The 24,720-nt window shown below is 34.4% G+C and carries 21 protein-coding genes; 8 read left to right on the top strand and 13 right to left on the bottom strand.

Annotated elements, in window-relative coordinates:
* Positions 1–136 precede the first annotated feature (136 nt).
* Both ACFOZ1_RS02305 and ACFOZ1_RS02300 read right to left on the bottom strand, forming a co-directional pair.
* Positions 137–1,324: a hypothetical protein gene (locus ACFOZ1_RS02305; RefSeq protein ID WP_390195384.1), complete on the bottom strand. Its 1,188-nt coding sequence runs from the start codon at positions 1,322–1,324 to the stop codon at positions 137–139.
* A 9-nt stretch (positions 1,325–1,333) separates the two neighbouring features.
* Positions 1,334–2,800 (bottom strand): hypothetical protein, encoded by a 1,467-nt coding sequence (locus ACFOZ1_RS02300; protein WP_390195382.1) that lies wholly within the window; start codon positions 2,798–2,800, stop codon positions 1,334–1,336.
* A 265-nt stretch (positions 2,801–3,065) separates the two neighbouring features.
* On the opposite strand from ACFOZ1_RS02300, the gene ACFOZ1_RS02295 reads away from it, so the two are divergent.
* The 3 genes from ACFOZ1_RS02295 (at position 3,066) to ACFOZ1_RS02285 (ending at position 6,047) form a co-directional block, all read left to right on the top strand.
* Positions 3,066–3,875: an SDR family NAD(P)-dependent oxidoreductase gene (locus tag ACFOZ1_RS02295; protein ID WP_390195380.1), complete on the top strand. Its 810-nt coding sequence runs from the start codon at positions 3,066–3,068 to the stop codon at positions 3,873–3,875.
* Positions 3,876–3,951: 76 nt separating this feature from the next.
* Positions 3,952–5,211: an MFS transporter gene (locus tag ACFOZ1_RS02290; protein WP_390195378.1), complete on the top strand. Its 1,260-nt coding sequence runs from the start codon at positions 3,952–3,954 to the stop codon at positions 5,209–5,211.
* Between the two features lie 383 nt (positions 5,212–5,594).
* A complete protein-coding gene (locus ACFOZ1_RS02285) occupies positions 5,595–6,047 on the top strand; it encodes a MarR family winged helix-turn-helix transcriptional regulator (protein WP_390195377.1) in 453 nt (150 codons plus the stop codon).
* A 50-nt stretch (positions 6,048–6,097) separates the two neighbouring features.
* On the opposite strand, the gene ACFOZ1_RS02280 is transcribed toward ACFOZ1_RS02285, so the two are convergent.
* The 9 genes from ACFOZ1_RS02280 to ACFOZ1_RS02240 all read right to left on the bottom strand — a co-directional run bounded on the left by ACFOZ1_RS02280 (position 6,098) and on the right by ACFOZ1_RS02240 (position 18,463).
* Positions 6,098–9,301: a carbohydrate binding domain-containing protein gene (locus tag ACFOZ1_RS02280; protein WP_390195375.1), complete on the bottom strand. Its 3,204-nt coding sequence runs from the start codon at positions 9,299–9,301 to the stop codon at positions 6,098–6,100.
* Positions 9,302–9,616: 315 nt separating this feature from the next.
* A complete protein-coding gene (locus ACFOZ1_RS02275) occupies positions 9,617–10,642 on the bottom strand; it encodes a LacI family DNA-binding transcriptional regulator (RefSeq protein WP_390198021.1) in 1,026 nt (341 codons plus the stop codon).
* A 175-nt stretch (positions 10,643–10,817) separates the two neighbouring features.
* Complete coding sequence (locus tag ACFOZ1_RS02270; RefSeq protein WP_390195373.1) at positions 10,818–12,563, bottom strand: methyl-accepting chemotaxis protein; 1,746 nt, start codon at positions 12,561–12,563, stop codon at positions 10,818–10,820.
* Positions 12,564–12,714: 151 nt separating this feature from the next.
* Positions 12,715–13,329 (bottom strand): YesL family protein, encoded by a 615-nt coding sequence (locus tag ACFOZ1_RS02265; protein WP_390195371.1) that lies wholly within the window; start codon positions 13,327–13,329, stop codon positions 12,715–12,717.
* A gap of 10 nt (positions 13,330–13,339) precedes the next feature.
* Positions 13,340–14,362, bottom strand: a complete 1,023-nt coding sequence (locus ACFOZ1_RS02260; protein ID WP_390195369.1) for a LacI family DNA-binding transcriptional regulator — start codon at positions 14,360–14,362, stop codon at positions 13,340–13,342.
* Positions 14,363–14,395: 33 nt separating this feature from the next.
* On the bottom strand, positions 14,396–15,241 hold the full coding sequence (locus ACFOZ1_RS02255; protein ID WP_390195367.1) for a carbohydrate ABC transporter permease: 846 nt from the start codon (positions 15,239–15,241) through the stop codon (positions 14,396–14,398).
* 13 nt (positions 15,242–15,254) lie between these two features.
* Positions 15,255–16,175 (bottom strand): carbohydrate ABC transporter permease, encoded by a 921-nt coding sequence (locus tag ACFOZ1_RS02250; protein ID WP_390195365.1) that lies wholly within the window; start codon positions 16,173–16,175, stop codon positions 15,255–15,257.
* Positions 16,176–16,242: 67 nt separating this feature from the next.
* Complete coding sequence (locus ACFOZ1_RS02245; protein WP_390195363.1) at positions 16,243–17,520, bottom strand: ABC transporter substrate-binding protein; 1,278 nt, start codon at positions 17,518–17,520, stop codon at positions 16,243–16,245.
* 337 nt (positions 17,521–17,857) lie between these two features.
* Positions 17,858–18,463: a hypothetical protein gene (locus tag ACFOZ1_RS02240; RefSeq protein WP_390195361.1), complete on the bottom strand. Its 606-nt coding sequence runs from the start codon at positions 18,461–18,463 to the stop codon at positions 17,858–17,860.
* Positions 18,464–18,733: 270 nt separating this feature from the next.
* Here ACFOZ1_RS02240 and ACFOZ1_RS02235 point away from each other — a divergent pair, with 270 nt between their 5' ends.
* Positions 18,734–19,243 (top strand): sigma-70 family RNA polymerase sigma factor, encoded by a 510-nt coding sequence (locus ACFOZ1_RS02235; protein ID WP_390195359.1) that lies wholly within the window; start codon positions 18,734–18,736, stop codon positions 19,241–19,243.
* Positions 19,244–19,306: 63 nt separating this feature from the next.
* Here ACFOZ1_RS02235 and ACFOZ1_RS02230 read toward each other — a convergent pair whose 3' ends face one another.
* Both ACFOZ1_RS02230 and ACFOZ1_RS02225 read right to left on the bottom strand, forming a co-directional pair.
* Complete coding sequence (locus ACFOZ1_RS02230; protein ID WP_390195358.1) at positions 19,307–20,314, bottom strand: SDR family NAD(P)-dependent oxidoreductase; 1,008 nt, start codon at positions 20,312–20,314, stop codon at positions 19,307–19,309.
* An 84-nt stretch (positions 20,315–20,398) separates the two neighbouring features.
* Positions 20,399–20,956: a restriction endonuclease gene (locus ACFOZ1_RS02225; RefSeq protein WP_390195356.1), complete on the bottom strand. Its 558-nt coding sequence runs from the start codon at positions 20,954–20,956 to the stop codon at positions 20,399–20,401.
* 429 nt (positions 20,957–21,385) lie between these two features.
* On the opposite strand from ACFOZ1_RS02225, the gene ACFOZ1_RS02220 reads away from it, so the two are divergent.
* The 4 genes from ACFOZ1_RS02220 to ACFOZ1_RS02205 all read left to right on the top strand — a co-directional run bounded on the left by ACFOZ1_RS02220 (position 21,386) and on the right by ACFOZ1_RS02205 (position 24,686).
* Positions 21,386–21,511 carry a hypothetical protein gene (locus tag ACFOZ1_RS02220; RefSeq protein WP_390195354.1) on the top strand — a complete coding sequence of 42 codons (126 nt, stop codon included), beginning with the start codon at positions 21,386–21,388 and terminating at the stop codon, positions 21,509–21,511.
* A gap of 83 nt (positions 21,512–21,594) precedes the next feature.
* The gene (locus ACFOZ1_RS02215) at positions 21,595–22,836 is read left to right on the top strand and encodes a hypothetical protein (protein ID WP_390195353.1); all 1,242 of its coding nucleotides are present in this window, start codon (positions 21,595–21,597) and stop codon (positions 22,834–22,836) included.
* Positions 22,837–22,980: 144 nt separating this feature from the next.
* The gene (locus tag ACFOZ1_RS02210; protein WP_390195351.1) at positions 22,981–23,370 is read left to right on the top strand and encodes a hypothetical protein; all 390 of its coding nucleotides are present in this window, start codon (positions 22,981–22,983) and stop codon (positions 23,368–23,370) included.
* 185 nt (positions 23,371–23,555) lie between these two features.
* Entirely contained in the window at positions 23,556–24,686 is a 1,131-nt protein-coding gene (locus ACFOZ1_RS02205) for a response regulator (protein ID WP_390195349.1), read from the top strand.
* Positions 24,687–24,720: the final 34 nt, after the last annotated feature.

The following is a 24,720-nucleotide window of genomic DNA, read 5'->3' as shown; positions in this document are numbered from 1 at the left end:
TTATTCTATTATTATTTTATCCAAAGCTTTTTACCATGCTGCAATTTAACCTTCTAAATAGATTATTTATTGCTAAACTAAAAAAACTTGCACATCGACAATTCATGCCGACACACAAGTTTCCGATGACATTAATCTATAAGACAAAATAAGAGATACAAACAACTACAAATACAGCAATTGTCCAAATCTTGTCTGTCTTCTTTCTCTTTACTCTTTCTAGTTCTTCTTTTAATTGAATGATTTCTTCCTCTGTTTTCTTTTGTTTTGCATCCGCTGCCTCAACCATCTCCAATAAGGAACTAAGTTCTTCCTTCTGTTCATTTATCAATTGTTGATAGGTTCTCTGAGTTGAGTGAATTGTATCGATATTTTCTTTATGATTATCAAGCAAATCATGATGAGTTGTTAACATATTCGTATTTCCTATTGTTACTTCATTCAGTTCTGTAATCTGTTGTTTCTCACGTTGCAACTCTTCTGTATGATTTTTTAGTATGCCTTCCTGATCCTGTAGTTGTTTCTTATAACTATCAAAAATTTCCTGATTATTCTTAAATCGTTTCTTGTAATCTTCTAATATCGCTTCATGTGTTAGTAATTCATTTGTATGTAGTTGAATAACATTCTGTTGCTTCCCTAAATCTTTTCGTAGTTTCTGAACATTACTCACATTTTCTTCAAGTCTTTTTTCTTGCTTATCTAACTTATTTTCGTGTGCAATAAGAAATGTATCATGCTCTTGGTTCATCTGTAGTTGATTAGAAATAAACAACTCATAATCACCATGTAACGTTTCATGATTTTTAATTTCTTGATGATGCTTTTTCACCTTTAAAGCTAAATCAGCTTGCTTTTTCATCATATCTTCTTGTGCCTTCAATTGTTTAACAACATTGATGATTTCTTGTCTTGCAAGCTCCGATAGCTCCTCTTTCGATGCGCCTTTCAATTGAAGCTCTAATTCTCTTACAACAGACCGGTTCGCTGCAAGATTAGCTACACCCAAGCCAAATAAATATTTAGCTATCTCCCCTAATTTTTCCTGATAGGTGAAGGAGACTTTCTGCGCTTCTGTTGCACTAATTTGAGATTCTGCTAAATCCATCGTTGCACTTTGCAATGACTCAATTGCCTCTTTTTTTTGAAAAAGTCCTGCAGATTTTCTTTTCGCTCGATCAGCTGATTTCTTTGCCTGTTGCGCTTTATTCATTGCATGTGTAACACTTTCTTGTAATGCTTTCAACTCACTGAATTGGGATGTAATAATAGATGGAATATCTGATTCTTTTACATGCACGTTTTGTAATTCTGTTGTCGTCATTTTACGTCTTTACCCCCAATCAAGTATATCTTCCATTTCTTCTAGTAACCCGCTATTGTTTTCTTTTATACCGCCTCTGTACCTACCAATATTCTTTACATTTGCATTTATTTCTTCCATCGATTCGACAAAAAATGCAGTTGTCTCTTCGATCATACTGTAGGCTTCTTCAATTGTCGTATGCGCACTTTCCGCAGCTATCCACATTTCCGCTTGTTTATAATATACTTTTGTATTCGTAAGATGCAGTTGTTCTCCAATCAATCTCATGCGCTCTTTCTTCTGCTTATTTCTCTTACACTCCATTCCTACATCTGACCCAATCGCAATTGCAAATCTACCAAAACCAACAAAGTTCACTCGCAGCACAAAATTAGTAAGAAAGGCAGGAGCAGCTCCACCAGATTTTACAACTGAGCGTATTGCTGCATCAGCCAAATCAATTGCCGTAAATGTACCTGTAGCAATCGTCAACATTCGAGTAATAGTTCGATTTCTCCATGGTAAGGTCTTTTTCCATTCGACTTTTTTCAACGATTTCTTTTCTTTTAATTCGACAATGACACGACGAACAAAATAAAACACTCTTACAAGCACTTCATTCAATAATACAGGGAATGCTTGTCTACCTAATTCATGAGCTACCGCTAGCTCACTTCTCAAATCAAATTTATAATCAACAAATACTTCTTTCATTTTCTTCGCTAAACCAGTTTGATTCAACCCAGGTATCAACGATAGTTCTTTCAACATAGATACAACAGGACCAGGAATCCCCATTCCCACACCAGCTGTTTTGTTACTTCCCGACATATCACTAACAAGATGAAAGAACCAATTAATCGTACCAGCAAATAGTTTACTAGGAACATCTTTTCCAATCCATTTCCCATCAACTATTTCAATCGGAATAAAATCTCCATCCTTATTTTGAAAATATCCCGTCTCTGTAAATTGGGTGAGTATGGAACAAAGTAATCCAAGAGGTGTTGGATGGTGTGCTAAATCATCTAAATGATGAGATTTCGCGCTTATCCCAACACCTTCTCCTTTCCATACATTATCACTAGGTATTTTGAAGTTATCTTCTAAATGTCTAATTGCCCCGTCTAGACGTTCCCCATCATATCCTTGACTTTTAGCAATCTTCATCACAAATTCATTGACTTTCTTATTACTCCAAGCCTTACCCCGTTCCATACTGAATTCCCCAACCCAAAGTGAGTCAATGATACCAGTAAGTACACCACTACCTACTGCCACAGTATAATCAAGCCCATCTGCATTATTCGTCAAACGATCAATATCTGAATTGATTTCATCTATTTTCTTTTGATTACTGGAAATTCTTTCATCCACTTGTTGGACTTTTTTCATGATTTCTCTTTGTCTATCATCTAACTCCACAGATGGAAGTACATCATAGATTACTTCAAAATCATCTTTTTTATTCTTGAGCGACAAGACAGTTTCCATAACGATTACTCCATTCACTTTTATAGTAATAAAAGATTACAAATTAACACGACATTTTACCTATATCATAACACATTTACTAACTATATAGACAAATAATATAATTACTAAGAACTAGTCCAGAATTTATGACATCAATCATACTTCATCTCAAAAATAATTAAATTTTAAAACTAAATAGTTTAACACTAAAATATTTTGTGTTAAACTATTTAAGGTTTGAATTCAAATCAACTAACAAGAATGAACAAAGGTGGGGAAAGAAATGGGAAGAGTTGAAGGTAAAGTAGCTTTAGTAACAGGTGGTGCGTCTGGTATCGGTTTAGCTAGTGCACAATTGTTAGCAAAAGAAGGGGCAAAAGTTGTAATTGGTGACTTTAATTTAGATGGTGCCAAAGAAGCAGCAGAAGCAATTAATAAAGAAGGTGGAAATGCATCGGCAGTATTTTTAGATGCTTCAAAAGAAGAATCGATTAAAGAAGCTGTAGAATTCACTGTTAAAACATATGGCACTATCACTGTATTATTCAACAATGTGGGATTAACAAACCTTCAAAAAGATTTAGATGTATTGAATATTGATTTAGATGAATGGGATCGTTTAATCAATGTCAATGCAAAAAGTGTGTTAATAGGTAGTCGTTATGCAATCCCTTACATGAAAGAAGCTGGTGGAGGGTCCATCATCAATACTGCTTCTATGGCAGGATTTGCATCTGATGCGATCCGTACCGCATATGGTGCATCAAAAGCGGCAGTTATCCATTTAACAAAATATATCGCAACACAATACGGACAAGATAATATTAGATGTAATGGTGTGGCACCTGGTTTAATCCTTACACCAGCAGCGGAACGTAATATGCCGCCACAAGTATTAGATATTTTCAAGAAATTCAATGCATTACCATACAATGGTGCGCCTGAAGATATTGGATATACCGTTCTATTCTTAGCATCAGATGAATCGAAATATATCACTGGTCAAACAATCCAAGTAGAGGGTGGACATTATATCGCGAATCCTTCTATCACTGATTTTAATGACTTCATGGCACAAGCAAAACAAAATTAAGTAAACTCATACTCGGTACTATATACCTGTACCGAGTTTTCTAAAAATAATTATGTCGAACAAAGGGGATTTTAGGATGGGACAAGCAAAAAGTAAATTACACTTTGCATGGTTAGTATTAGTAGGACTATGTATTACTGTCGGACTAGGAAAAGCGGCACTTAATAATACTTCTGGTTTATTTATTACACCAATTTCGCAAGATTTAGGTGTAGGTGTCGGAAATTTAACATTATATTTAAGTATTTCATCAATTGTTACAATGATTTTCTTACCAATTGGCGGTAAGATTATGGCAAAATATGATGCTAGAATTGTTCTTACAATTGCGATCATCTTACAAGCAGGATCTTTTGCTGCATTTGGATTAATGAATTCTGTATGGGGATGGTACATTTTCTCTATTCCATTAGCAGTTGGTGGTGTATTTATCACTGTAATCGCAGGTCCAGTATTAGTGGAAAGATGGTTCGAAAAGAGAAATGGTTTAGCATTAGGTGTAATGACAGCAATCGGAGGATTATTAGGTGCCTTCACTCAACCAATTGTTGGTGGGTTAATTTCTGATATTGGTTGGAGAAATACTTATTTTGCTGTAGGTATAGCTGTAATTATTATCGTTGTACCTATCATTCTATTGTTACTAAGACAAAATCCAGCAGCTAAAGGATTATTACCATACGGTGCAGAAGAAAGTACAGGTTCTGAGTCTAATAAACCGAAACAAAAGCCAGGAATTCCATTTGCTGTTGCTAGTAAATCGCTAGCTTTTATTTTACTAGCATTATTTTTCTTTATCATTACAGCAATCTCTAGTTTTACTGTACATATTCCGACATATCTTGTTAACCAAGGATATACAGTAACATTTGCAGGAAGTGCCATGTCAGCAATGATGATAGGTGTATTTTTAGGTTCATTACTTTTCGGTTATTTAATTGATCGTATTGGTGTGAAAAATACATCATTAATCGCAATGGTATTAGGCTTACTCTCTATTGTTCTATTACTATTATTCACTCAATCTGTTGCAATGATTATTATTGCATTACTACTATTTGGATTTATGACAACATCAGTTGGTACTTTAGCTCCAGCGATAACATCCGCATTATTTGGTGGTCGTGACTATAGTCAAATCTATGCAACAGCATCTATGGGTCTTGCAATTGCATCCATTATTGCCCTTCCTGCATACGGATATATCTTTGATTTTACAGGTAGCTATTTAATTGCATTAATTGCAGTTATTATCATGTTCTTACTAAACATCGTATTTATCATCGTTGCTTTTCGTAATAAAGAAAAACTTGTTAAAGAAGGACATTGGAATTAATTATAATAAAAGGTGAGTGTAGCAAAGGTCATCTGCACGACGCAGGAATTATCCGAGCCACACAGGAATAATCTGTGCGACGCAGGGATTCCCCGAACCACGCTGGAATAACCCGCACGACGCAGGAATCCAACGAGCCACACAGGAATTCCAACAACACACGCAAGAATCTCATTCCACCACATAACAATTAATGAAATACCACCATTAAATTATTTAATAAAAATCAAATTATGCAGCACAAATAAATAAAATACATGTGCAGTGAGTAGAACATCACTTTTACTGCACATAATGCAGAGCACAACTTATTTCTTAATCTCCAATCACATGATAAACTAATAATAATTGAATAAAAAATGGTTGTGAGAAAGGACTAAACGATGAACCAAGAATCTATTTTTGAACTCATACGTACTGCCGAATACTTAAACAATGAATCCATGATACTGTTTGTTTCCATGTTTAATAAAAATGTGGGTGTTTCGCAAGTATTAGTGCTTGCAGAATTAGCTGAAAAAGGCCCACAAATGCAATCACGATTATCCAAACGACTAGGCTATACACCAGGAGCGATGACTGGGATTGCAAATAAATTGATTAAAGAGGGCTATGCTGAACGAGAATATGACGAAACTGATCGTAGAATTATTCGAATTGCTATTACAGAAAAAGGAACCCAACTTTTACAAGAAGCACAAAAACAAGGGAAAAAGATGAGAGAAAATTTATATTCTGTTTTAACTGAAGAAGAAGTCGTACAATTATTTACCATTCAGAAAAAGTTAATTAAACAAGTACTACATTTAAAGAGTCAAATCGATAAAAAAGAGTAAAAAGTAATGTGGCACAACGAATAGTTGTGCCACATTTAATAAGGAGTAATTTAATTCATTTTTCTCTTTTGTTTCCGTGTAACAATTGCTAGAACTACTCCCATCAACAATACAATTCCACCAATTGCTAACATATTGTAAGTGGATGTTGCTGTGTCAGGTAATTTCTCATTCCCATTCTCTTCTTCTACTTTCTCCACATTACCTTGTTCTTTTTCGTCATCATCTTCTGGAATTATTTCGTCACTATCTTCTGGATCTGTCACTCCACTATCTCCTGGATTCGTTACTGCTCCATCACCCGGATCCGTTCCTTCACCAGCTCCCGGATCTATTCCTTCACCAGCTCCTGGATCATTTCCTCCATCATCTGGAACTCCAGGATCCACTTTACGAATCACTACGTCATCAATATACACATCATGAGCAGCATCTGGAATAATACCTTCCGCATCATTACCTAATGAAAAACTTAATCTCGTATTAGAATCTGTTACTTCCTCCATCGTAAATTGATAGCTAAACGTTTGATATTCATTAGATAGTGTAGGTCTTTCTGCTACATATCCTGCCCAAGTATCATAGTTTTGAATTTGAACTAACATCGTTCTATCTAAAGTAGATTTTGCTTTAAACGATAACTCATACGTTTCGCCTTCTTTTAGTTCAAAATCATTTTGATATAATTGAATATCCCATGGATTCGTACCAACTTCTGTAATAGAAGATTTGAGCTCACCTGCTTCTGCATCAAATGTAGCTACACCACCATTATTTGCTTCTGTGAACCAACCATCTAATCCATCAAGTGATCCGTTCTCTATGACTGGCTTCTCACCTGTATCCCCATCACCTGGAACATCCGTATTTTCCACTTTCTTCAAAGTGACATTATCAATATACACATCATGTGCTTGATTTGGAGTTATACCTTCTGCATCTTTCCCGAGGGCAAAACCAAATTTTGCCGCAGCATCAGAAGGTTCATTCATCTCAAATGTATACGTGAAGTTTTGTAATGTATCATTTAATAAGACTGTTTCGTCAAAATACCCAGTCCAATCATTATCTTCTTCCCCATTGTGTTGGATTTGTAGACGTAATGGTCTTTCCACACTTGCCTTCGCATCAAACGAGACTTCGTATGTGGCATTTTCTTCTAATTCCACACCATGCTGGAACAATTGAATATTCCAATCTTCCGTTCCAATATTCGTAATACTTGCTTGTGCTTGTCCTTCTTCGTTCACTTTAAAAGTAGCTTCACCTGGATTATAGGCTTGTGCACTCCAATTAGCTAAGCCATCAAATATGCCATTTTTAAGTAAATTATCTGGAGATTGTTCTAATGGTAACCTTTTCATAAATACATTATCAATATACACATCATTTCCATTTCCACCAATATTAAAGTGAAGCTCTGAATTACTATCAGATTCTTTATCCATTGTGTATTGTAGAGTATATTCTTCTGTTTCAGGTGATAAATTTACTATTTCTTCATGAATGACCTCAAACTTAGAATTTACGAGACTTACTTTCATATCTCTATCTGCTGCTGCGCTTGCGTCAAATGTTAACTCATAGGAATTTCCTGACTGAAGATTTAAATTACTGTGAATTAATTGGACAGAGGTCACTTCACTCCCACCATTGTTAATTCTCGTTTCAAATCTTCGTTCATTGACAGCACTTCCGATATAAGTAGTTGCGTCAGCCGTCTCATCTGTATGGAACTCCCAGAATTCAAATCGATCCGTACCTTGATCAAATGTTCCATTATAAATATAATTTCCTGTTGGTAATGGCTCTCTCACGATTGTGTCAGGATCAACGGGTGGTGCATCCGCTATTTTAACAAGCTTTACATCATCAAGGGAAATATCACCATCATCTAATCCCATATTAAATTCAAAGCGAGCTTTTAAGTCTGTTAATTCCTCCATCGTGAATGCAAATGAATAATCTTCCCAAGTCGGAGTAATCGTAAGTGGTGGTTCCCCAGCATAATCTGACCAACCACGGTCTCCATCTCCTCCAATTTTCACTTTCAAAAGTCTTTCATGTTCTGCTTTTGCTTTAAAAGAAGCTCTATATTTCGCACCTTTTTCTAATGTGACTGGAGACTGAAGTAACTGTATGGCATGTTCCACATCGCCACCTGACTCAATCTGAACATCTAGTGCACCTTCATCATTTACTTTAAGTGACGCTTTGCCACCAGCACTTAAATACGTCCAATAATCAGTATAGTTCACACCTTCAATTCCACTTGCTTCTGCATGCTCTACATCAAAACTACCATTGTAAATATAATTCCCATCTTCTAATGGTCTTCTTCCCTCTCCTGAATCTCCACTTTCAGGCTTCTCATGAACTGGGTATTCATCCTTTTGATATACACGTACATAATCTACCGCCATTTGTTGCGGAAATTCAGTCGTTTCATCTGGATTTCCAGGCCATCCACCACCAACTGAGATATTCATGATCAGAAAGAAGTCTTGATCAAATGGTGCTGGATACGTATAATCTGTCGCATTATCATCATGTTTCGTGAACCAGTCATTAGCAGTATGGTATAATTCACCATCAATGTACCATCTAATTTCACCAGGCTCCCATTCAATAGCGTAAATATGATAACCATCTGCAAATGTTTGACCAGCAGGCAATGTATACGTTCCTTGTCGTTGTTGATGTGGTTTACCAAAGTGTACTGTGCCATGTATTTCATTAGGTTTATGACCTAACAATTCCATAATATCAATCTCTCCACTTACAGGCCATGTCCCGTAAAATGGTTCATCTTCAGGCATCATCCAAATAGCTGGCCAAATGCCTTGTCCTGTAGGCATTTTCGCTTTAATCTCTATTTTTCCATATGTCCACTTTTGTTTACCTTTCGTAATTAATTTAGCTGAAGAATAATTGTACGTTTTTCCATCTTCTTCTGTAATATCTTCTTTTCTTGCTTCTAATATAAGGGATCCGTTTTCAATAAATGCATTATTCTCTGTATATGATTGTATTTCTCCATTATATCTTCCGTTATCAGGACGATCATAACTCCAATTATCCATATTAATTTCATTTCCATCAAATTCGTCGGACCATACCATTTCCCAATCTTTATCCTGTTGATTATTTTCTGTCTCCGTACTTTCCGCAGCTGAAATACTACCAACAAAGGAAAAATTCGAACAAATAAGTACTACCGCACATAGAACTGTAAAGAACTTTTTTAACTGCATAATAAACCTCCCAAGTATAATTATAGTTTAGAGAAACCGGTTTCTCAAATTGGTAAACGATTACATATGAAAGTACTAATAAAAAATACTTATTTTATCATGTCTTATTTTAGTAACTATTCTATTCATAATCATTTTTACATAGAGAAAGCGGTTTCTCTAATTTATTATATCTACATATAAATTTACTGTCAACATAAATTTATATGTATTTTGTGAATAAGCATATAGCATTTGTCAATTCAATCTATACACTCATTCACATTTATTACTTTGAGTTGATTCAATTAAAATCAACTTCTCTATTTCATGCGTTCAAACTTTACACGAATCTCTAATAATTAATTCAGAATCTACTAATAACGATTTCGGTACTTTATTATCATTAATTAAATCATGCAACATGGTAGCAGCTAATTTTCCTATCTTTACCTGATCCTGTTTTACTGTTGCAAGAGTTGGGTCCGTATAACGACATGCTTCTATATCATCACATCCGACAACCTTAATGTCTTCTGGTACAGAGAGACCTGCTTCTTTAATAGCTCTAATTGCCCCTAAAGCCATCATGTCTGATACTGCAAATACCCCATCTGGTCGATGAGTTCCTTGTAGAATTTCCTTCATCTTCTCGTAACCACTTTCCTCAAAATAGTTACCATATTTAATCCATTCCTCATTGACATTCATGCCAAAATCTTTCATAGATTGAATAAAAGAATCCTTACGCTCATTAGAAACTTGTGAACCCTTTTGTCCTCCTAGAAATGCTAATTTTCTAATACTATGTAAATAAAAGTATTCTACAACATGCTTAGAAATCTTTTTGTTATCTGACATTACATAAGTTGATTTTTCGCCTGTCAGCTCCAAATCGACACCAACAGTAGGTATATTACTTTCGTCTAATTTAATAATGGAATCGCCAATTTGTTCTCCAGCAATAATTAAGCATCCATCTAGTTGATAATGTCTTGCTCTTGCAACATAGTCTAATGTGCCCATATTGAAATTTTGATTAGAAAAAACAAGAATATCATATCCCAAACGACCAATTGTATTTTTAAAAGAGTTAATTACATGATTAAAAAAAGGATGATTAAATTCTACATTTACTTCTCCAGCATATATAAGACCAATCATATTTGATTTTTTTGTTGTCAAAGTTTTCGCTGAAAAACTTGGTTGATAACCTGTTTCCTCAATGACTCTTTTGACTTTTTGGATTGTTTTTGGACTAATCCTTCCAGTTTGATTAATTACTTTTGACACAGTAGCAGGTGATACGCCAGCCATTTTTGCAATCTCACGAATTGTCAATTTCATAATATACTCCCTCAATTTATCATCATATCCATAAGCTGTTCCTACTCTAGTTTTAGCTTTTTTCATCCCTATTTGTCAACTATAACTTACTAATAGGAGCATCCTAGCATGCATCTGCTATGGATGGAAAGGAATATAGTATGATAAGTGAATAAGTACACAACCATTTTATTATATATAAAGAATGTTCCTAATACGTAAACTCACCAATTAGTTCATGTAATTCTTCTGCTATTTTGGAAAGTTCTTGCGCATTATTCGCAATCTCTTCCATAGAGTAATAGGTCTGTTGGGAGGAAGCGGATGTTTGTTCCACTCCTGCAGCCGCCTCTTCCGAAACAGCAGCAATGTCCGTAACAGCTCCATTCATTTCTTGACTATTTGCAGACATTGTTGCAATTGTTGTTGTCACATTACTAAACTTAATTACAATTTGTTTCATTTCTTCATTTATTCTTGTAAATGTTTCACCAGTATCCTTCATTTGCTTTGTTCCTTCTTTAACTTCTTCATATCCACTTAATAAGGACTTAGAAACTGTTGTGGATTCTTGCTGAATATCTTTCACTATGTTCGTAATATCAGATACGGAAATCGCTACTTGTTCTGCAAGTTTTCTCACTTCCTCTGCGACTACCGCAAATCCTTTACCATGCTCTCCTGCTCTTGCCGCTTCAATAGAGGCATTTAATGCTAGCAAATTAGTTTGTTCTGCAATTTTTTTAATTACAGATATTAATTGCGATATTTCTTTTGATTTCGTATCCAAACCAATTACTCTATCAACGGATTCCTGAACAATTTGATCAATAAGGTTCATTTGGTGTACAGAAGCTCTCATCAATTGTTCCCCTTTTTCTGTAATTGCAAGCACATCTTTAGAAGAATGATTAATATGCTTAGTATTTGTACTTACTTCTTGTAATTGGTTATTAAATTCTTGCATAGAAGAGGATAGCGCATTTGTACTGTTTACCTGTGTCTCTGCACCTGAGGATAATTCTTGCATAATCGCAGAAACCTGTTGAGACCCTGATTTAACTTCAAAAGAAGATTGTGTTAATCGAGCACTTCTTTCACTTACATTTTGTGATACGACAGAAATTTGGCTAATGATTGATTTTAAATTGTTACTCATCATATTAACGGAAAAAGCAAGTCGACCAATTTCATCCTTCCCACTATAGCTAATTGCATCCACTTCAAGGTTTCCATTCGCAATACGTTTACTTACTTCTACTAATTTATTAAGATTATTCGAAATACCTCGACTAATAATGAACACAAGCAAACTACCTCCACCAATCGACACAATCATGGAAATAAGTAAAACAAAAAATGCAGTTTGCTGATTCGATTTAGTCTGTGAGACAGATGCTACTCTTTCGTCATTTAATTTCTTTTTAATTTCTTCCAATAAAAAAAGTGATTCATTACGTAAATTTCTAATTTGTGTAGACAAACTTTCTGCATTGGTCTGGTTTTTTGCCAACTTTTCATTTAAAAGTTCATTTAAAAACAAATCATTAATTTTTTCATCATTTGTTATGACACTTTGTAATAGTTCTTGCTGTTCATTGGTGTTTAAGGTTGATTCAAGTTTTTGACTCAATATGACCAACTGTTCTTGCTGCAATTCAAATTGATCAATAAATTGTTCATGGCCATCTTGAACAAAATTCGCTACACTTATACCTTTAGCTTGTATTATTGCACCCATTTCAGTAATTTCTATTGCTTTGTCACCGCTACTTTCCAAACTTGAGATATCCTCTCCCGTTTTGTCTAATAGCATCAACACAATAGCAGTAGTGATACCAAATAATAAAAAGACAAAACATAATATCAAAGCATATTTCTTTCCAATATTTAAATTTTTTAACGTAAATTTAGTAAAGCTAAATTTTTTAACACTAGAAATATATTTATTAGACATATAAGGCCCTCTTTTCTAATAGAGTAACTACAGTAATATACGTTCTACCTGGTGTTATAAGTAAGGGAACAAACCATTGATTCTATAGAAATAGACTGTCAAAAAACACATTGACAGTCTATTTTAGCTACATATATATTTTGCAATTTTTTTATACGTGGAGACCACTAGCCTTCATTGTTCGATTATTTAGCACACGTTGAAAAACCTGATAAATCGAGAACGCAAGTACACTTCCTATCACCATAAGAAAAATTGGGGCAAGATAAGTGATAGCTAACGCACCGATTAAAATGGCGATAATAAGAAATGTATGAAGATAGTATCCAATTGACATGAATAGTGCATTCTTGATTGATTGTACGATTGTTAAATCTTGATGCACTAATATAAAGAAAATATAAATGGTCATAAAAACGTATAAAATAGAAGAAAAAATCAACAAAATAAATACAAAAATTTTTCCTGTAAAATCAATTTGCAACACAATGGACAAATCAAAATATAAGATAAATCCAGCTAGTAACCATATCAATCCAATAATAAAACTTTTCTTAAAGTTCGTCTTAAAAAGTTGGAAAAATATTCGAACAACACCTACATCCGTTCCTTCCACATGCCACTTTCGCGCAACACCAAATAGTGCTGTAGTGGCTGGAAAGATAGTGAAAATAGGGATACAACAGATGACCCATAAGGCATTTAACAATACAAAATGAGCAAAAATATCAAGTATTTTAAAAAACATATTTTCTGATTTGTTCATAAAATCACCTTCATGATGGAATCGTTACTTCTGACCCAATAGCACATGACTCACGAATGATTAGTTGTGGATCTACTAATAAAGAGCATGAATCTGCATTACCAGTTATTAAGTCATGTAACATATATGCCGCTAATCTTCCCATTTTCACTCTATCCTGTTTCACTGTTGCAAGCGGTGGATTGCTATATCGTGTTGCTTCAATGTCATCACAACCGATTATTTTTATCTCTTCAGGCACTTGAATTCCCTCTTCCTTCAATGCCTTTAGCGCACCAAATGCCATCATATCTGACGCTGTATATACAACCTGTGGATAAGGACCTGATGCTAATATTCGTTTCATCGCTTCATATCCACTCTCTTCAAAGTAGTCACCATACTGAATCCAATCTGGTCGTTTGACCATACCAAATAGATCGAGATAATGAAGAAATGCATTTTTTCTAATGTTAGAAATGTTGGAATCACTTGGTCCACCAATGAATGCTACTTCTTTAATCGAATTTAGATATAGATATTCTACTACAGTTGAAGACACTTTATGGTTATCTGTAGAGACATAACTTGATTTAGGTCCATTTAGCTCGATATCAATACCGACACATGGAATATCACTCTCATCTAATTCCTTTAAAGGAGGTTCTAATTCTTCACCTGAGATAATGACACATCCTGCTAATTGAAAATATTTACTCTTAGCTATATAATCTTCTTTTGTATCGTCAAAATTCTCCCTTGAAAAGACAAGTAAATCATAACCTAATTCTCCTATTGTCATCTTGAATGAGTTAACTACTTCATTAAAGAAAGGGTGACTAAACTCCACATGGAAAATCAATCCAATCAGATTAGATTTTTGTGTTGCAAGAGCCTTCGCAGAAAAACTAGGCTGATAACCTGTTTCTTCTATTACTTTATTTACTTTCTTAGCTGTCTTAGGGCTTATACTCCCTGTTTTATTGATTACTTTTGATACGGTTCCAGGTGATACTCCCGCCATTTTCGCTACATCTTTGATTGTCAGCCTCATGTACATCCCTCTATAATAATATAAATTAAGGTGTTAACTCTTTACTGCACCTTCTGTCAAACTTTGAATAAATAATTTGTTTAATAATAAGAAAATAACAATTAACGGTACTGTTGCCCAGAATGTCCCAGACAGAATCATACCATTATCACGTACATAGTTGTCAATTAGACCACGTAATGCTACTTGAATCGTAAAAGATGATTCGTCACGCAATACGATTAGTGGCCATAAGAAATCATTCCATACATACATAAATTTAATAATCGCTAATGTTGCAAATGCCGGAATAATAACAGGTACTGCAATGTTCCAATAGATTCTGAAATTAGAGCAACCATCTATTTTGGCAGCATCTACTAGTTCATTTGGTACATTACTACTAATATATTGTCTCATCCAGAAGATACCGAACGCATCGATTAAACCTGGCACAATAATTGCTTTTAAATCATTTAGCCAATCTAATTTAGAAATGATAATATACTGTGGGATTAACCCGAGTTGTGGCGGAATCGTCATTGTAACCAAAATTGCAAGGAATAAGACGTTCTTTCCTTTGAATTCGAATTTAGCAAAAGCAAAACCTGCCAATGAACATAAGAATAGTACACCAATTGTTGCTACAACAGAAACAATTAATGAATTCATAATTGCGCCCCAGAAATCAATTGTATTAATTACATTCGTAAAGTTTGTAACTAGCTCAGAACCTGGAATAAACGCAGGTGGCACACTGTTAATTGCACTGTTGTGGTTTGTTGCCATTACAAACATCCAATACAATGGAAAGACAGATAAAAAGGAAGCAATGACAAGTAGTGCATAGACAAAGAACTTCGAAATGGATAATTTATTTGATACTGTTTTTTCACTCATTTGCTAACCCTCCTTATCGCCCAATCCGATTTGCAACAAATACGTTAATTGACGATAAAATTATAATAATAATGAACAAGATAATCGCAGATGCCGAAGCTGGACCAAATGATAAGTTGGTAAATGCTTCACGATATAAATAAAGAACAACTGTAATACCTTCTTCTCTAAATGACCTTCCAACATAAATTAATGGCTCTGTAAATAATTGCAATGCACCAATTGTAGAAGTAAATACAGTTAAGATAATAATCGGTTTTAACATTGGTATTGTGATATATTGTATTTTTTGACGGATTGTTGCACCATCAATTTGAGCTGCTTCATACAATTCATTTGGTATTGCCTGAAGACCTGCAAGATAAATGATGGTATTGTAACCAACCCAACGCCAGAATACCATTGTAGAAATCGCAATCTTCACACCCCAATAAGATGTCTTCCAACTAACTGGATCCACGCCAAACCAACCTAGAATTACATTAAAAAGCCCAAAATCTTGTGGATTGAACATAATACCAAATACAATTGCAACAGCAACGGTCGATGTTACATACGGCATAAAAATAGCAACCCTAAATAAACTTTTCATTTTTATCAATGCTGAATTCAACGCATATGCCAAAATAATACCAAATAATAACTGTGGAATTGTTCCTAAAACCCACATAATTAATGTATTACTTAAAGAAGTCCAGAAGATTGGATCAGACAATACAAATTTGAAATTCTGTAAGCCTACGAACTCCATCTCTCCTAAACCATTCCATTTCTGAAATCCTAAATAGAAACTAAATAGAATTGGAAACAGTCCAAAAACGGCAAATAAAATAAAAAATGGGGAAACATATATGTAACCAGCAATTGCTTCTCTTGTTTTCTCATTTAAGGATGATTTTTTAGCAATATTTCCTGTTGTTTCTGATTTAGCCATGATAATTTCTCCTTTCGTTGATTTCAAACGGTCTAAAAGTAATCTTTAGACCGTTTGAACATCATCCTTATTGTCTTTCTAATTGTGAAGTGATACGTTCAATTGCCGCATCCCATTCTTCTTGTGGATCTGCACCATCTACCGCAACATTCACAAGCGCTGTAGAAAGCTCTGTATCAACGATAGAATAGTTCACGCCCATATATACTGTTTTTACAGATTTCGCTGCTTCCGCGAAAATTTTCGCTGTAGGCGCACCACTAAAGTACTCATCTGTTGTCGCTAAAAATTCTTCATTTTCATATACATCTGGTGTTGACGGGAACAATCCAGCAATGTCAAATGATTTTAATTGTTGTTCAGGTGCTGTTAACCATTCAATGAAATCATATGCTTCTTGTGGATAATCCGATTCTTTTGGTACTGTTAAGAAAGAACCACCCCAGTTACCTGCTCCTTCAGGAATTGCTGCAATATCCCAAAGACCTGATGCATCTGGCGCATTACCTTTTACGTTCGCTACCATCCAACCTGGAGCACCAGGCATTGTAGCATACGTGCCTTCTGCCATTGCAGTACCCCACTCAGGAGTCCAAAGTTCGTTTTGACCAATTAAATCTTCTTCAATCATTTTTGTCGTAAAGTCATACGCTTCTTTCACCGTTTCTTCCATTATTAATTCATCGTCTTCGTTAAAATATTGTAGTTCTTGTTGATCTCTTAATGCGTTAAATACAAGTTGAGGTGTATCTGTCATATATTTACCTGTAGTTTCTTTTACTTGTTTTGCTGCTTCGTAATACGCTTCCCATGTATCGATTTCAGCAGCAAGTTCTTCACGATCTGTTGGGAATCCAGCTGCTTCCATTACATCTGTACGATAAAACATTGTTGTTGGTCCAATATCTGTTGGCAGACCAATTTGGAACTCACCATCTACAGATTGTGCTTGTGCCCATTTCCAATCAAGGAAGTTAGCCGAAACATCTTTTGCACCATAATCATTTAAGTTGTAAAATTGATCTTTAGCTTGCAAGAATTTCTCTACTACACTGATTTCAATCTGTGCAATATCAGGTGCGCCACTTCCTGCAGAAATGGATGTAAACAAATTGTTGTGCATGTCCGTCATTTCACCTTCATTAATGGTGATTTTTACATTTGGATTCTCTTCCATATACTCATCAATTAATTCTTGATATCCTGTACTACCAAATACCCAGAAATCTAAATTTACAGTACCATCTTCACTCTTATCCCCACTAGCTTTATCACTATCATCACTACAAGCTGCCAAAGTTAAAGCTACTAGAGAAAATACGATTGCGATTACCCATTTTTTCATTTTAACTAACCCCCGTGTCTTTTAAAGTTATAACGCATTTACTAAATCAACTACTTCTACTACCTAAACATTATGAAGAAAACGGTTTCCTTATTGATTAAAAAAAACGAACGAATATTTGCGCTGCAGCGAACTGAATCCGTTTTCTTATTACAGTATATTATGATTTTTTCTCGAAATCAAGTGTTATTTTCAAAAAATCTCTTATTCTATCGAAAATTAAGGAAAACGGTTTATCCGTTTGTTATATAAAGTTGGGTTTCCTCTCTTTTCTACACATACGCAAAAGAGTTTAGGATGCTCTTCCTAAACCCTTCTCTATTCCTATACTTTTTACCTACTTCTCATACTGACAACCACATGCTCCGCACTCACACACCATCCACTTACACGAACCACACGTTTCATGCGTACTCGAATACAATGCATTCCCACACCTAAAACAATTCGCCTCTCTAAACTCAGGAGCAAATAACGAGAATATCCCATACTTTTTCTTATGCAAATCAAGTGCTGCTTGTCTTTTTTTGAAATCTTGTTGAACTGCTTCTTCGTGTAAACGCTTTTGTTTATCTAAATGCCTATTACGTGCCATTTCCCACTGTTTCTTCTTCTCTAATCTATCTTTCTCCAGTTGCAAATCATATTGTTCAAAATACGCGTCTGCATATGACTTCACTTCTTCCCATGTCGCAAAAAAGCAAATAGATTCCTCTAAAAATATACCATACACTCTACTTTTACCGAGTATACTGCCAATCTCTTGATTATAAGCTAGCATAGGAAAAACGTCCGAAACATCCCCCATTTTAATGGAATCATGTTGGAGGAATCGCTCAAATGCATCAAATCGTTTCACACTACGAAAAACTTTCTCTTGATTTGTAATCCATACCAGTTTCCCTAAATATTGCGGGTCCCTTTGTTTTACCTCAATAAGCATATCATCCCTCATATCTACAGATGTCTTCTTATTAATGATAGATGATTACTAGTGTTAAGTAAATGCTTTTCACTAGATAATTACCTCGAACTTCAAAATCCTGATTAATTATAGCTAATTTCCTTATAAAACAATCAAATTTCTAAGCAAATTGATATAATTCCAAGTACTTTTTCAACTTTACCAATGTGTAGAATACGCAATAATCCATTATGGTTGCATTACCGCGGAATAACTGGAAAAGCGCTTTTCCCCTGAGGAAAAGATAAAATGAACGAATTAGAGTTTGAAAAATGGGTCAAAGAAAACCAAGATATCATTTATCACTTTATCAATAAGTACCAAATTAAAGACACAGATGGAGAATTCTATCAAGAAGGATTACTTGCTATATGGGAAGCATGGAGAAATTATGATGAAACAAAAGCGAAACGAAGCACCCATACTTATACAATTATTAGAGGACGATTGCTTAGTAAAATGCACAGAAATTATAAATATCAAGACCAAACGTCACATATTTCTCAAGCATTCATTGTAACAAATGCCCATATAGCAGAAGATCATTATTTTGAAAAAGAAAATATAGCAGAGTTACGTGCAATTTTGTCGAAAAAGGAAAGAATATGGTTTGATGGTTATATATTAAATCAAATGCCTTTAAAGTCGATTGCTCAAGAAACCGATTCATCCATTGTTGCAGTAAAGAGCTGGGGAGTTTGTGCACGTAAAAGGATTAGAGAATATATAATGAAAAATTGGGAAGGGAATATGATTTAAGTATCACCTGTATCTTAACGAAATACGCGCACTTTCGCCGACATAGAAAGTGCGCGCATTCAATCACCTTACCCCATAATACCCAACATACCAATCAGCAAACCGCTGCAATCCCTCTTCAATCGAAGTCTTTGGTCTAAATCCAACAGCTTCTTCTAACAAATCAGTTGAAGCATATGTTGCTCTTACATCACCAGGTTTGAGTGGCTCATAGATTTTCTCGAATTGCACTTTCCTGCCTAATGCATTACTTAGTGCTCGTTCCAATGCTTCAATAAATACCATTAACTTTACTGGCTGATTATTACCTATATTGAATACACTATGCATCACATCATTTGAAGTCTCATACTGAGTCACTCGCTCTATTCCTTCGACAATATCATGAATATAAGTGAAATCACGATATAAGTCATCATCCACATCTCCATTATTATAAATATGAATCGGCTCACCTTTAAAGTACTTATCTGCAAAACCAAAATAAGCCATATCCGGTCGTCCCATAGGTCCATATACAGTGAAAAAGCGTAAGCCTGTTGCTCGTATTTGATACAAATGGCTATACGTATATGCCATTAGTTCATTTGATTTCTTAGTAGATGCATACAATGACACAGGATTGTCGACAAAATCCGTCTCTTCAAATGGCACTTTTTCATTCGCACCATATACAGAACTAGAAGATGCATACACAAGATGCTCGACAGGATAGTGCCTACACGCTTCTATAACATTATAAAAGCCAATAATATTACTTTGGATATATGCATCTGGATTCACTAATGAGTACCTGACACCAGTCTGTGCCGCAAGATGGATGACAATCGTAGGCTTATATGTATTAAAAATATCCAATAAAGCATCTTTATCTGTAATGTCCATTTTCAAAAATGTAAACTGCTCAAAAGGTTCAAGCAGCTGTAAACGATTATGTTTCAATTCTACATCATAATAATTATTCACATTATCGATTCCAATTACTGTGAATCCTTGTTCTAATAATTTCTTAGCAACATGGTAGCCGATAAAGCCTGCTGCACCTGTAACTAGATACGTAGTAGTTTTCATTAAAGTTACCCCTTCACATGATAAGACTTTATCCTCCTATCATATCATGAACCTCTTTCATGCACATTCAAATCATTTCATTGATTATAAAGAAACTACTTTCTTCTTATTATTTTCTTTCAACATCCAATTCATTAATTCATTACGATTAATCAACCTCACATGATTGGAACGTGCTAGTTTAATAGCTTGAGCTGTATAGAAACTTTTCGTAATTACCCAACATTCCTCTGCTTTATAGTAACTTTTAGCCGAAACAATTTCTTGTACTGCTTTTACCCCAACATTTTTCTTATACCTTTTCGCTTGTACAACAATCTTTCTTCCTTTGTCAGACAGAACAAGATCTGCACCAAAATCTCCTGTTGCTGGTGTCAGTTGTACTGCATAGCCTTTTGTTTTTAATAATGCTTGTAGATATTCCTCAAACTTACGACCAGACATTTGATCAACTTCTCTGATTCCAGATTTCCGAAGTCTTTGTTCCCTCAAGAACCTCACTATTAACCCTAAAACAAAAGACCCACCTACAATGTATAAGAATAGAGCTAACAATGCTGGGTCTGCACTTATTGTCGTCCAAATCATATCTAGTGATAATTTCACTCCTTCTATGACTCCTCCTAAAAAACTATCAAACATATGAATGCCTCCAACTAGATTATCAATTTTTTCACAATTATCCAATAATCTACATATTTATCAATAGTATATCATAATAATATTGACCTACTCTATTTTTCAGAAAATAATATTGACAAAGATTCTTAAATACAATAGACTAGATTTATAGAGTTAGTACTAAATCATTTTAATAGTTATTAGTACCAAAGAAAGAAGCGTTTAATCATGGAAAAAATAATCAATAATGCTCTTTACAATACATCAACTGCAAACTTAATCTGTACACAGCACTCTAACAATGAAAAAGGTATCTATGTTAAACAAACAACCGAAATTAACTAAATCAATCGCATGACATTTCCCAGAATTTGCTTCAAAAAGAGAAAAGAAAGCAAGAAAAATACAAAAAAATTATATCTTTCTGAAAAAGCAAATTGGTATTTAGAAATGTTACTAACAGAAAGTGAAGAAACAAATAGTAGTTATATCGAGAAGTTAATTACGAATGAGTACAAAAGACTATATGATAAAGGTGTCATGAAGCTTGATCCATATTTTGAGATGGACAACTAAGCATCATTCCTTATCTATTAGCTAACAACTATGTTCAATTCTACCGATATAATAAATACAAGCAAATAGATTGGAGAAAACATATGACCGCACAATTAGTGGTAATGAATACTGGTGGTATTGCTCTCGCATCTGACAGTGCAGTTACTATACACGGAAAAAAAGTCTACCATTCTGCAAATAAATTAATTCATTTAGCAGAAAATCATACCATTGGTGTAATGATTTATGGTTCAAGTTCCCTATTCCACGTCCCCTGGGAGACACTAATCAAAGTATATCGAAACACATTAACAGAACCGCTCGACTCTGTGAAAAATTACCTGGAAGGTTTTATTCACTTTCTTCATCATAATCCGTACAAAGAATTTCTAGATGAAATAAACGAAGAAAGATATATAGAGAACACCTTATATAGAAGAGTACAAGATTTGTACAGAGATTTATCAGCAATAAATAACAATCTTTATAGTGAATATGGCGAATTGCACTTACAAGATGAAATCCAAGAAATATATGCAGAGCAAGCAGCAATTTTTCTTGATGAACAAGCACGACATCTAAGCGACAAAGCCTACCCTTTAGGATTCAATGAACATGATGAAGAAATATTAATGGAGAAATATGAAGATAAGATATGTTCATTACTAACAAAACAATTCGACAATCATCTACTTCAAGTGGAATGGACACCAGTCCTTACACAGCTAATGATTCAATCCATCTTGAAAGATTTTTCAAACAACTATTCAGGGATTGTTTTTGCAGGATATGGTGATAAAGAAATCTATCCGTCCGCATATGTCATGATTATTGATGGAAAAGTAAACAACAAGACTAAATACTTCACAAGAAAAAAGATTATTAATTATACGACTCACGGTTCTATTTTACCATTTGCGCAAAGAGACATGATGCGAAGTTTTCTTGATGGCATTCACGAAGAAATGGAGGACTTTCTCTCGACGTTTCTACAAAGGGAATTACACCATGTAAAAGAAACATTTTTGCACCAAATTAAAGATTATTTGAGAGAAGATATGTCAATGGATGTAATTGACAAAGAAATCTCGCATACAATTAGTCAATTCTATCAACATTACCAGAATGAAGTAGCTACACATAAACGCAAGCACTTCATTGATCCGATACTAGATATTGTAGATTCATTACCGGCAAGTGAACTCGCACATCTATCTGAATCCTTACTAAACGTCACATCACTTAAAAGAAAAATGTCGATTGAAATGGAGACAGTTGGTGGTCCAATTGATGTAGCAATCATTACAAAAGGGGATGGATTTAAATGGGTAAAGAAAAAATAATAGAATTATATTGTACTGTGAATTCTCCCTCCGCAGTTTGGTGCTTTCATAATTAGTCCGCTATTATTACTTATTGCTGTTCCTGTAATGAAACGAAAACACATTTTAAACAGAAAAGAAACATAAAAAAAGGAGATTACTTATATGACAAAGAAAACGATCTTAGAACTAAATGGCTATGCGCGTAATACTCCAGGATATGGAGACCGGATTGTGGAGGATTATAAAAAGGCAAGTGATGAATGGCGCAATATATTAGCTAATCCGAAGAGCAAAACAGTAGATGATCTCACTACAATGATTAATGAAAATATAGATGTTTTTTTCGAAATGAATCACTCAGGCACATGGGAAGATGCAATGATATGGACCGCATTCCTCTATTATTACGATTCCCAGACAGGATTAAAATTTGAAAATGGTTTCCATGCAGATAGAATTTTAGAAGCAATCAAACAAAGTGACTGTTCCACATATGCAAAAAGAACAGCAGAATATGCTTACTTTGTACTACGAGACAAAGACATTAAGTAATTCACGACATGGGAATTCTTTTTACAATAGTAGGATTCCCATGCCCTAATTAAAATAATTAACACTATACAATTACCACCTTCACCAAAATTTAACAATCTCCCTATACACTTTCCATACTTTCTTTGCTAAAATAGTTAATTATCACATATCCTAAAAAAGACCAAGATTGGAGGATATACACGATGAAAGTATGTCTATTTGACGATGAACCTCTAGCAATCGAATTACTCAAATTCCAATTACTAGAATTCAAAGAGATAGAAATCTTATTTACATCAACAGAAGCAAATATAAATAAGTACAATGGATTATTACAACAAATCGATGTTGTCTTCCTTGATATTGAGATGCCTGGAACAAATGGCCTATTGTTAGCAGAGGAGATCACAGCACTGAATCCCAATATACAAGTAGTTTTTGTAACAGGATATAATCAATATGCCGTTCAAGCATTTGAAATGAATGCACTTGATTATATATTGAAACCAGTTTCTACAGAGAGACTACAAAATACCATACAAAGATTACAAATTTCGACAGACAATCCTGAAAAAGAACAAGACTTACTTCATATACAAGTACTTGGAGACCTAACTTTTCAATTGCACCATCAAACACATCCAATTGAAATTAAATGGCGAACAGCTAAATCAAAAGAATTATTTATCTATTTACTACATAACGAAGGAACAGTCGTATCAAAAGATAAGCTTGTCGATACTTTGTGGGAGGATATAGAATTAGAGAAAGCATACTCTAATCTATATGTGAGTATTTACAATATTCGCAAGGCACTAAAAGAACTCCAACAATATATATATATTGAAAGCGTCCAGGATGGTTATGTACTTAAACTGAATCAAACAATTATAGACAAAATAAACTGGAAAGATAAAATACAGTATATCCCGACAATCACCACAGAGTTTATCGGTCATCTTGAGGACACGATGTCTATATACAAAGGGAATTATTTAGAAAAACTAGATTACACATGGCTTGAAGCAGAAAGGTTTGAATTAGAGGAGTTATGGCTTCATCGTGCGAAACAAATTGCGACATATTATTATGACACGAATAATACAGATAAGGCCATTCGATGGTACACTGAAATTGTTAATAAAAGACCCGAAGACGAGCATGCTTCTTTCCAACTGATGAAATTATTCAATACACTAAACTACCACATGCTCGTAGATCATCAATATAAATATTTGAAAAAAATCTTGGCAGACCTAGATATTACTATTTCGCCTGATATTACTAAATGGTATCACCAACAAAAAAAGAAGAAAAAAGTACTGAATAAATAGAAACGTACCCTATAGATGAGACGAATCTGCCTCT

Origin of the sequence: Gracilibacillus marinus, from assembly GCF_042651725.1 — a bacterium.
GTDB classification, from domain to species: Bacteria; Bacillota; Bacilli; order Bacillales; family Amphibacillaceae; genus Gracilibacillus; species Gracilibacillus marinus.
Note: the sequence above shows the minus strand (reverse complement) of the source record. Positions and strands in the feature narration are given on the sequence as shown.

Coding starts and splice junctions, on each gene's coding strand:
- ACFOZ1_RS02270 (WP_390195373.1), bottom strand. CDS start 12,563: ATGTCTAATAAATATATTTCTAGTGTTAAAAAATTTAGCTTTACTAAA.
- ACFOZ1_RS02255 (WP_390195367.1), bottom strand. CDS start 15,241: ATGAGTGAAAAAACAGTATCAAATAAATTATCCATTTCGAAGTTCTTT.
- ACFOZ1_RS02220 (WP_390195354.1), top strand. CDS start 21,386: ATGTTACTAACAGAAAGTGAAGAAACAAATAGTAGTTATATCGAGAAG.
- ACFOZ1_RS02205 (WP_390195349.1), top strand. CDS start 23,556: ATGAAAGTATGTCTATTTGACGATGAACCTCTAGCAATCGAATTACTC.
- ACFOZ1_RS02245 (WP_390195363.1), bottom strand. CDS start 17,520: ATGAAAAAATGGGTAATCGCAATCGTATTTTCTCTAGTAGCTTTAACT.
- ACFOZ1_RS02265 (WP_390195371.1), bottom strand. CDS start 13,329: ATGAACAAATCAGAAAATATGTTTTTTAAAATACTTGATATTTTTGCT.
- ACFOZ1_RS02260 (WP_390195369.1), bottom strand. CDS start 14,362: ATGAGGCTGACAATCAAAGATGTAGCGAAAATGGCGGGAGTATCACCT.
- ACFOZ1_RS02230 (WP_390195358.1), bottom strand. CDS start 20,314: ATGAAAACTACTACGTATCTAGTTACAGGTGCAGCAGGCTTTATCGGC.
- ACFOZ1_RS02305 (WP_390195384.1), bottom strand. CDS start 1,324: ATGACGACAACAGAATTACAAAACGTGCATGTAAAAGAATCAGATATT.
- ACFOZ1_RS02215 (WP_390195353.1), top strand. CDS start 21,595: ATGACCGCACAATTAGTGGTAATGAATACTGGTGGTATTGCTCTCGCA.
- ACFOZ1_RS02240 (WP_390195361.1), bottom strand. CDS start 18,463: ATGCTTATTGAGGTAAAACAAAGGGACCCGCAATATTTAGGGAAACTG.
- ACFOZ1_RS02295 (WP_390195380.1), top strand. CDS start 3,066: ATGGGAAGAGTTGAAGGTAAAGTAGCTTTAGTAACAGGTGGTGCGTCT.
- ACFOZ1_RS02290 (WP_390195378.1), top strand. CDS start 3,952: ATGGGACAAGCAAAAAGTAAATTACACTTTGCATGGTTAGTATTAGTA.
- ACFOZ1_RS02285 (WP_390195377.1), top strand. CDS start 5,595: ATGAACCAAGAATCTATTTTTGAACTCATACGTACTGCCGAATACTTA.
- ACFOZ1_RS02225 (WP_390195356.1), bottom strand. CDS start 20,956: ATGTTTGATAGTTTTTTAGGAGGAGTCATAGAAGGAGTGAAATTATCA.
- ACFOZ1_RS02280 (WP_390195375.1), bottom strand. CDS start 9,301: ATGCAGTTAAAAAAGTTCTTTACAGTTCTATGTGCGGTAGTACTTATT.
- ACFOZ1_RS02235 (WP_390195359.1), top strand. CDS start 18,734: ATGAACGAATTAGAGTTTGAAAAATGGGTCAAAGAAAACCAAGATATC.
- ACFOZ1_RS02210 (WP_390195351.1), top strand. CDS start 22,981: ATGACAAAGAAAACGATCTTAGAACTAAATGGCTATGCGCGTAATACT.
- ACFOZ1_RS02250 (WP_390195365.1), bottom strand. CDS start 16,175: ATGGCTAAATCAGAAACAACAGGAAATATTGCTAAAAAATCATCCTTA.
- ACFOZ1_RS02300 (WP_390195382.1), bottom strand. CDS start 2,800: ATGGAAACTGTCTTGTCGCTCAAGAATAAAAAAGATGATTTTGAAGTA.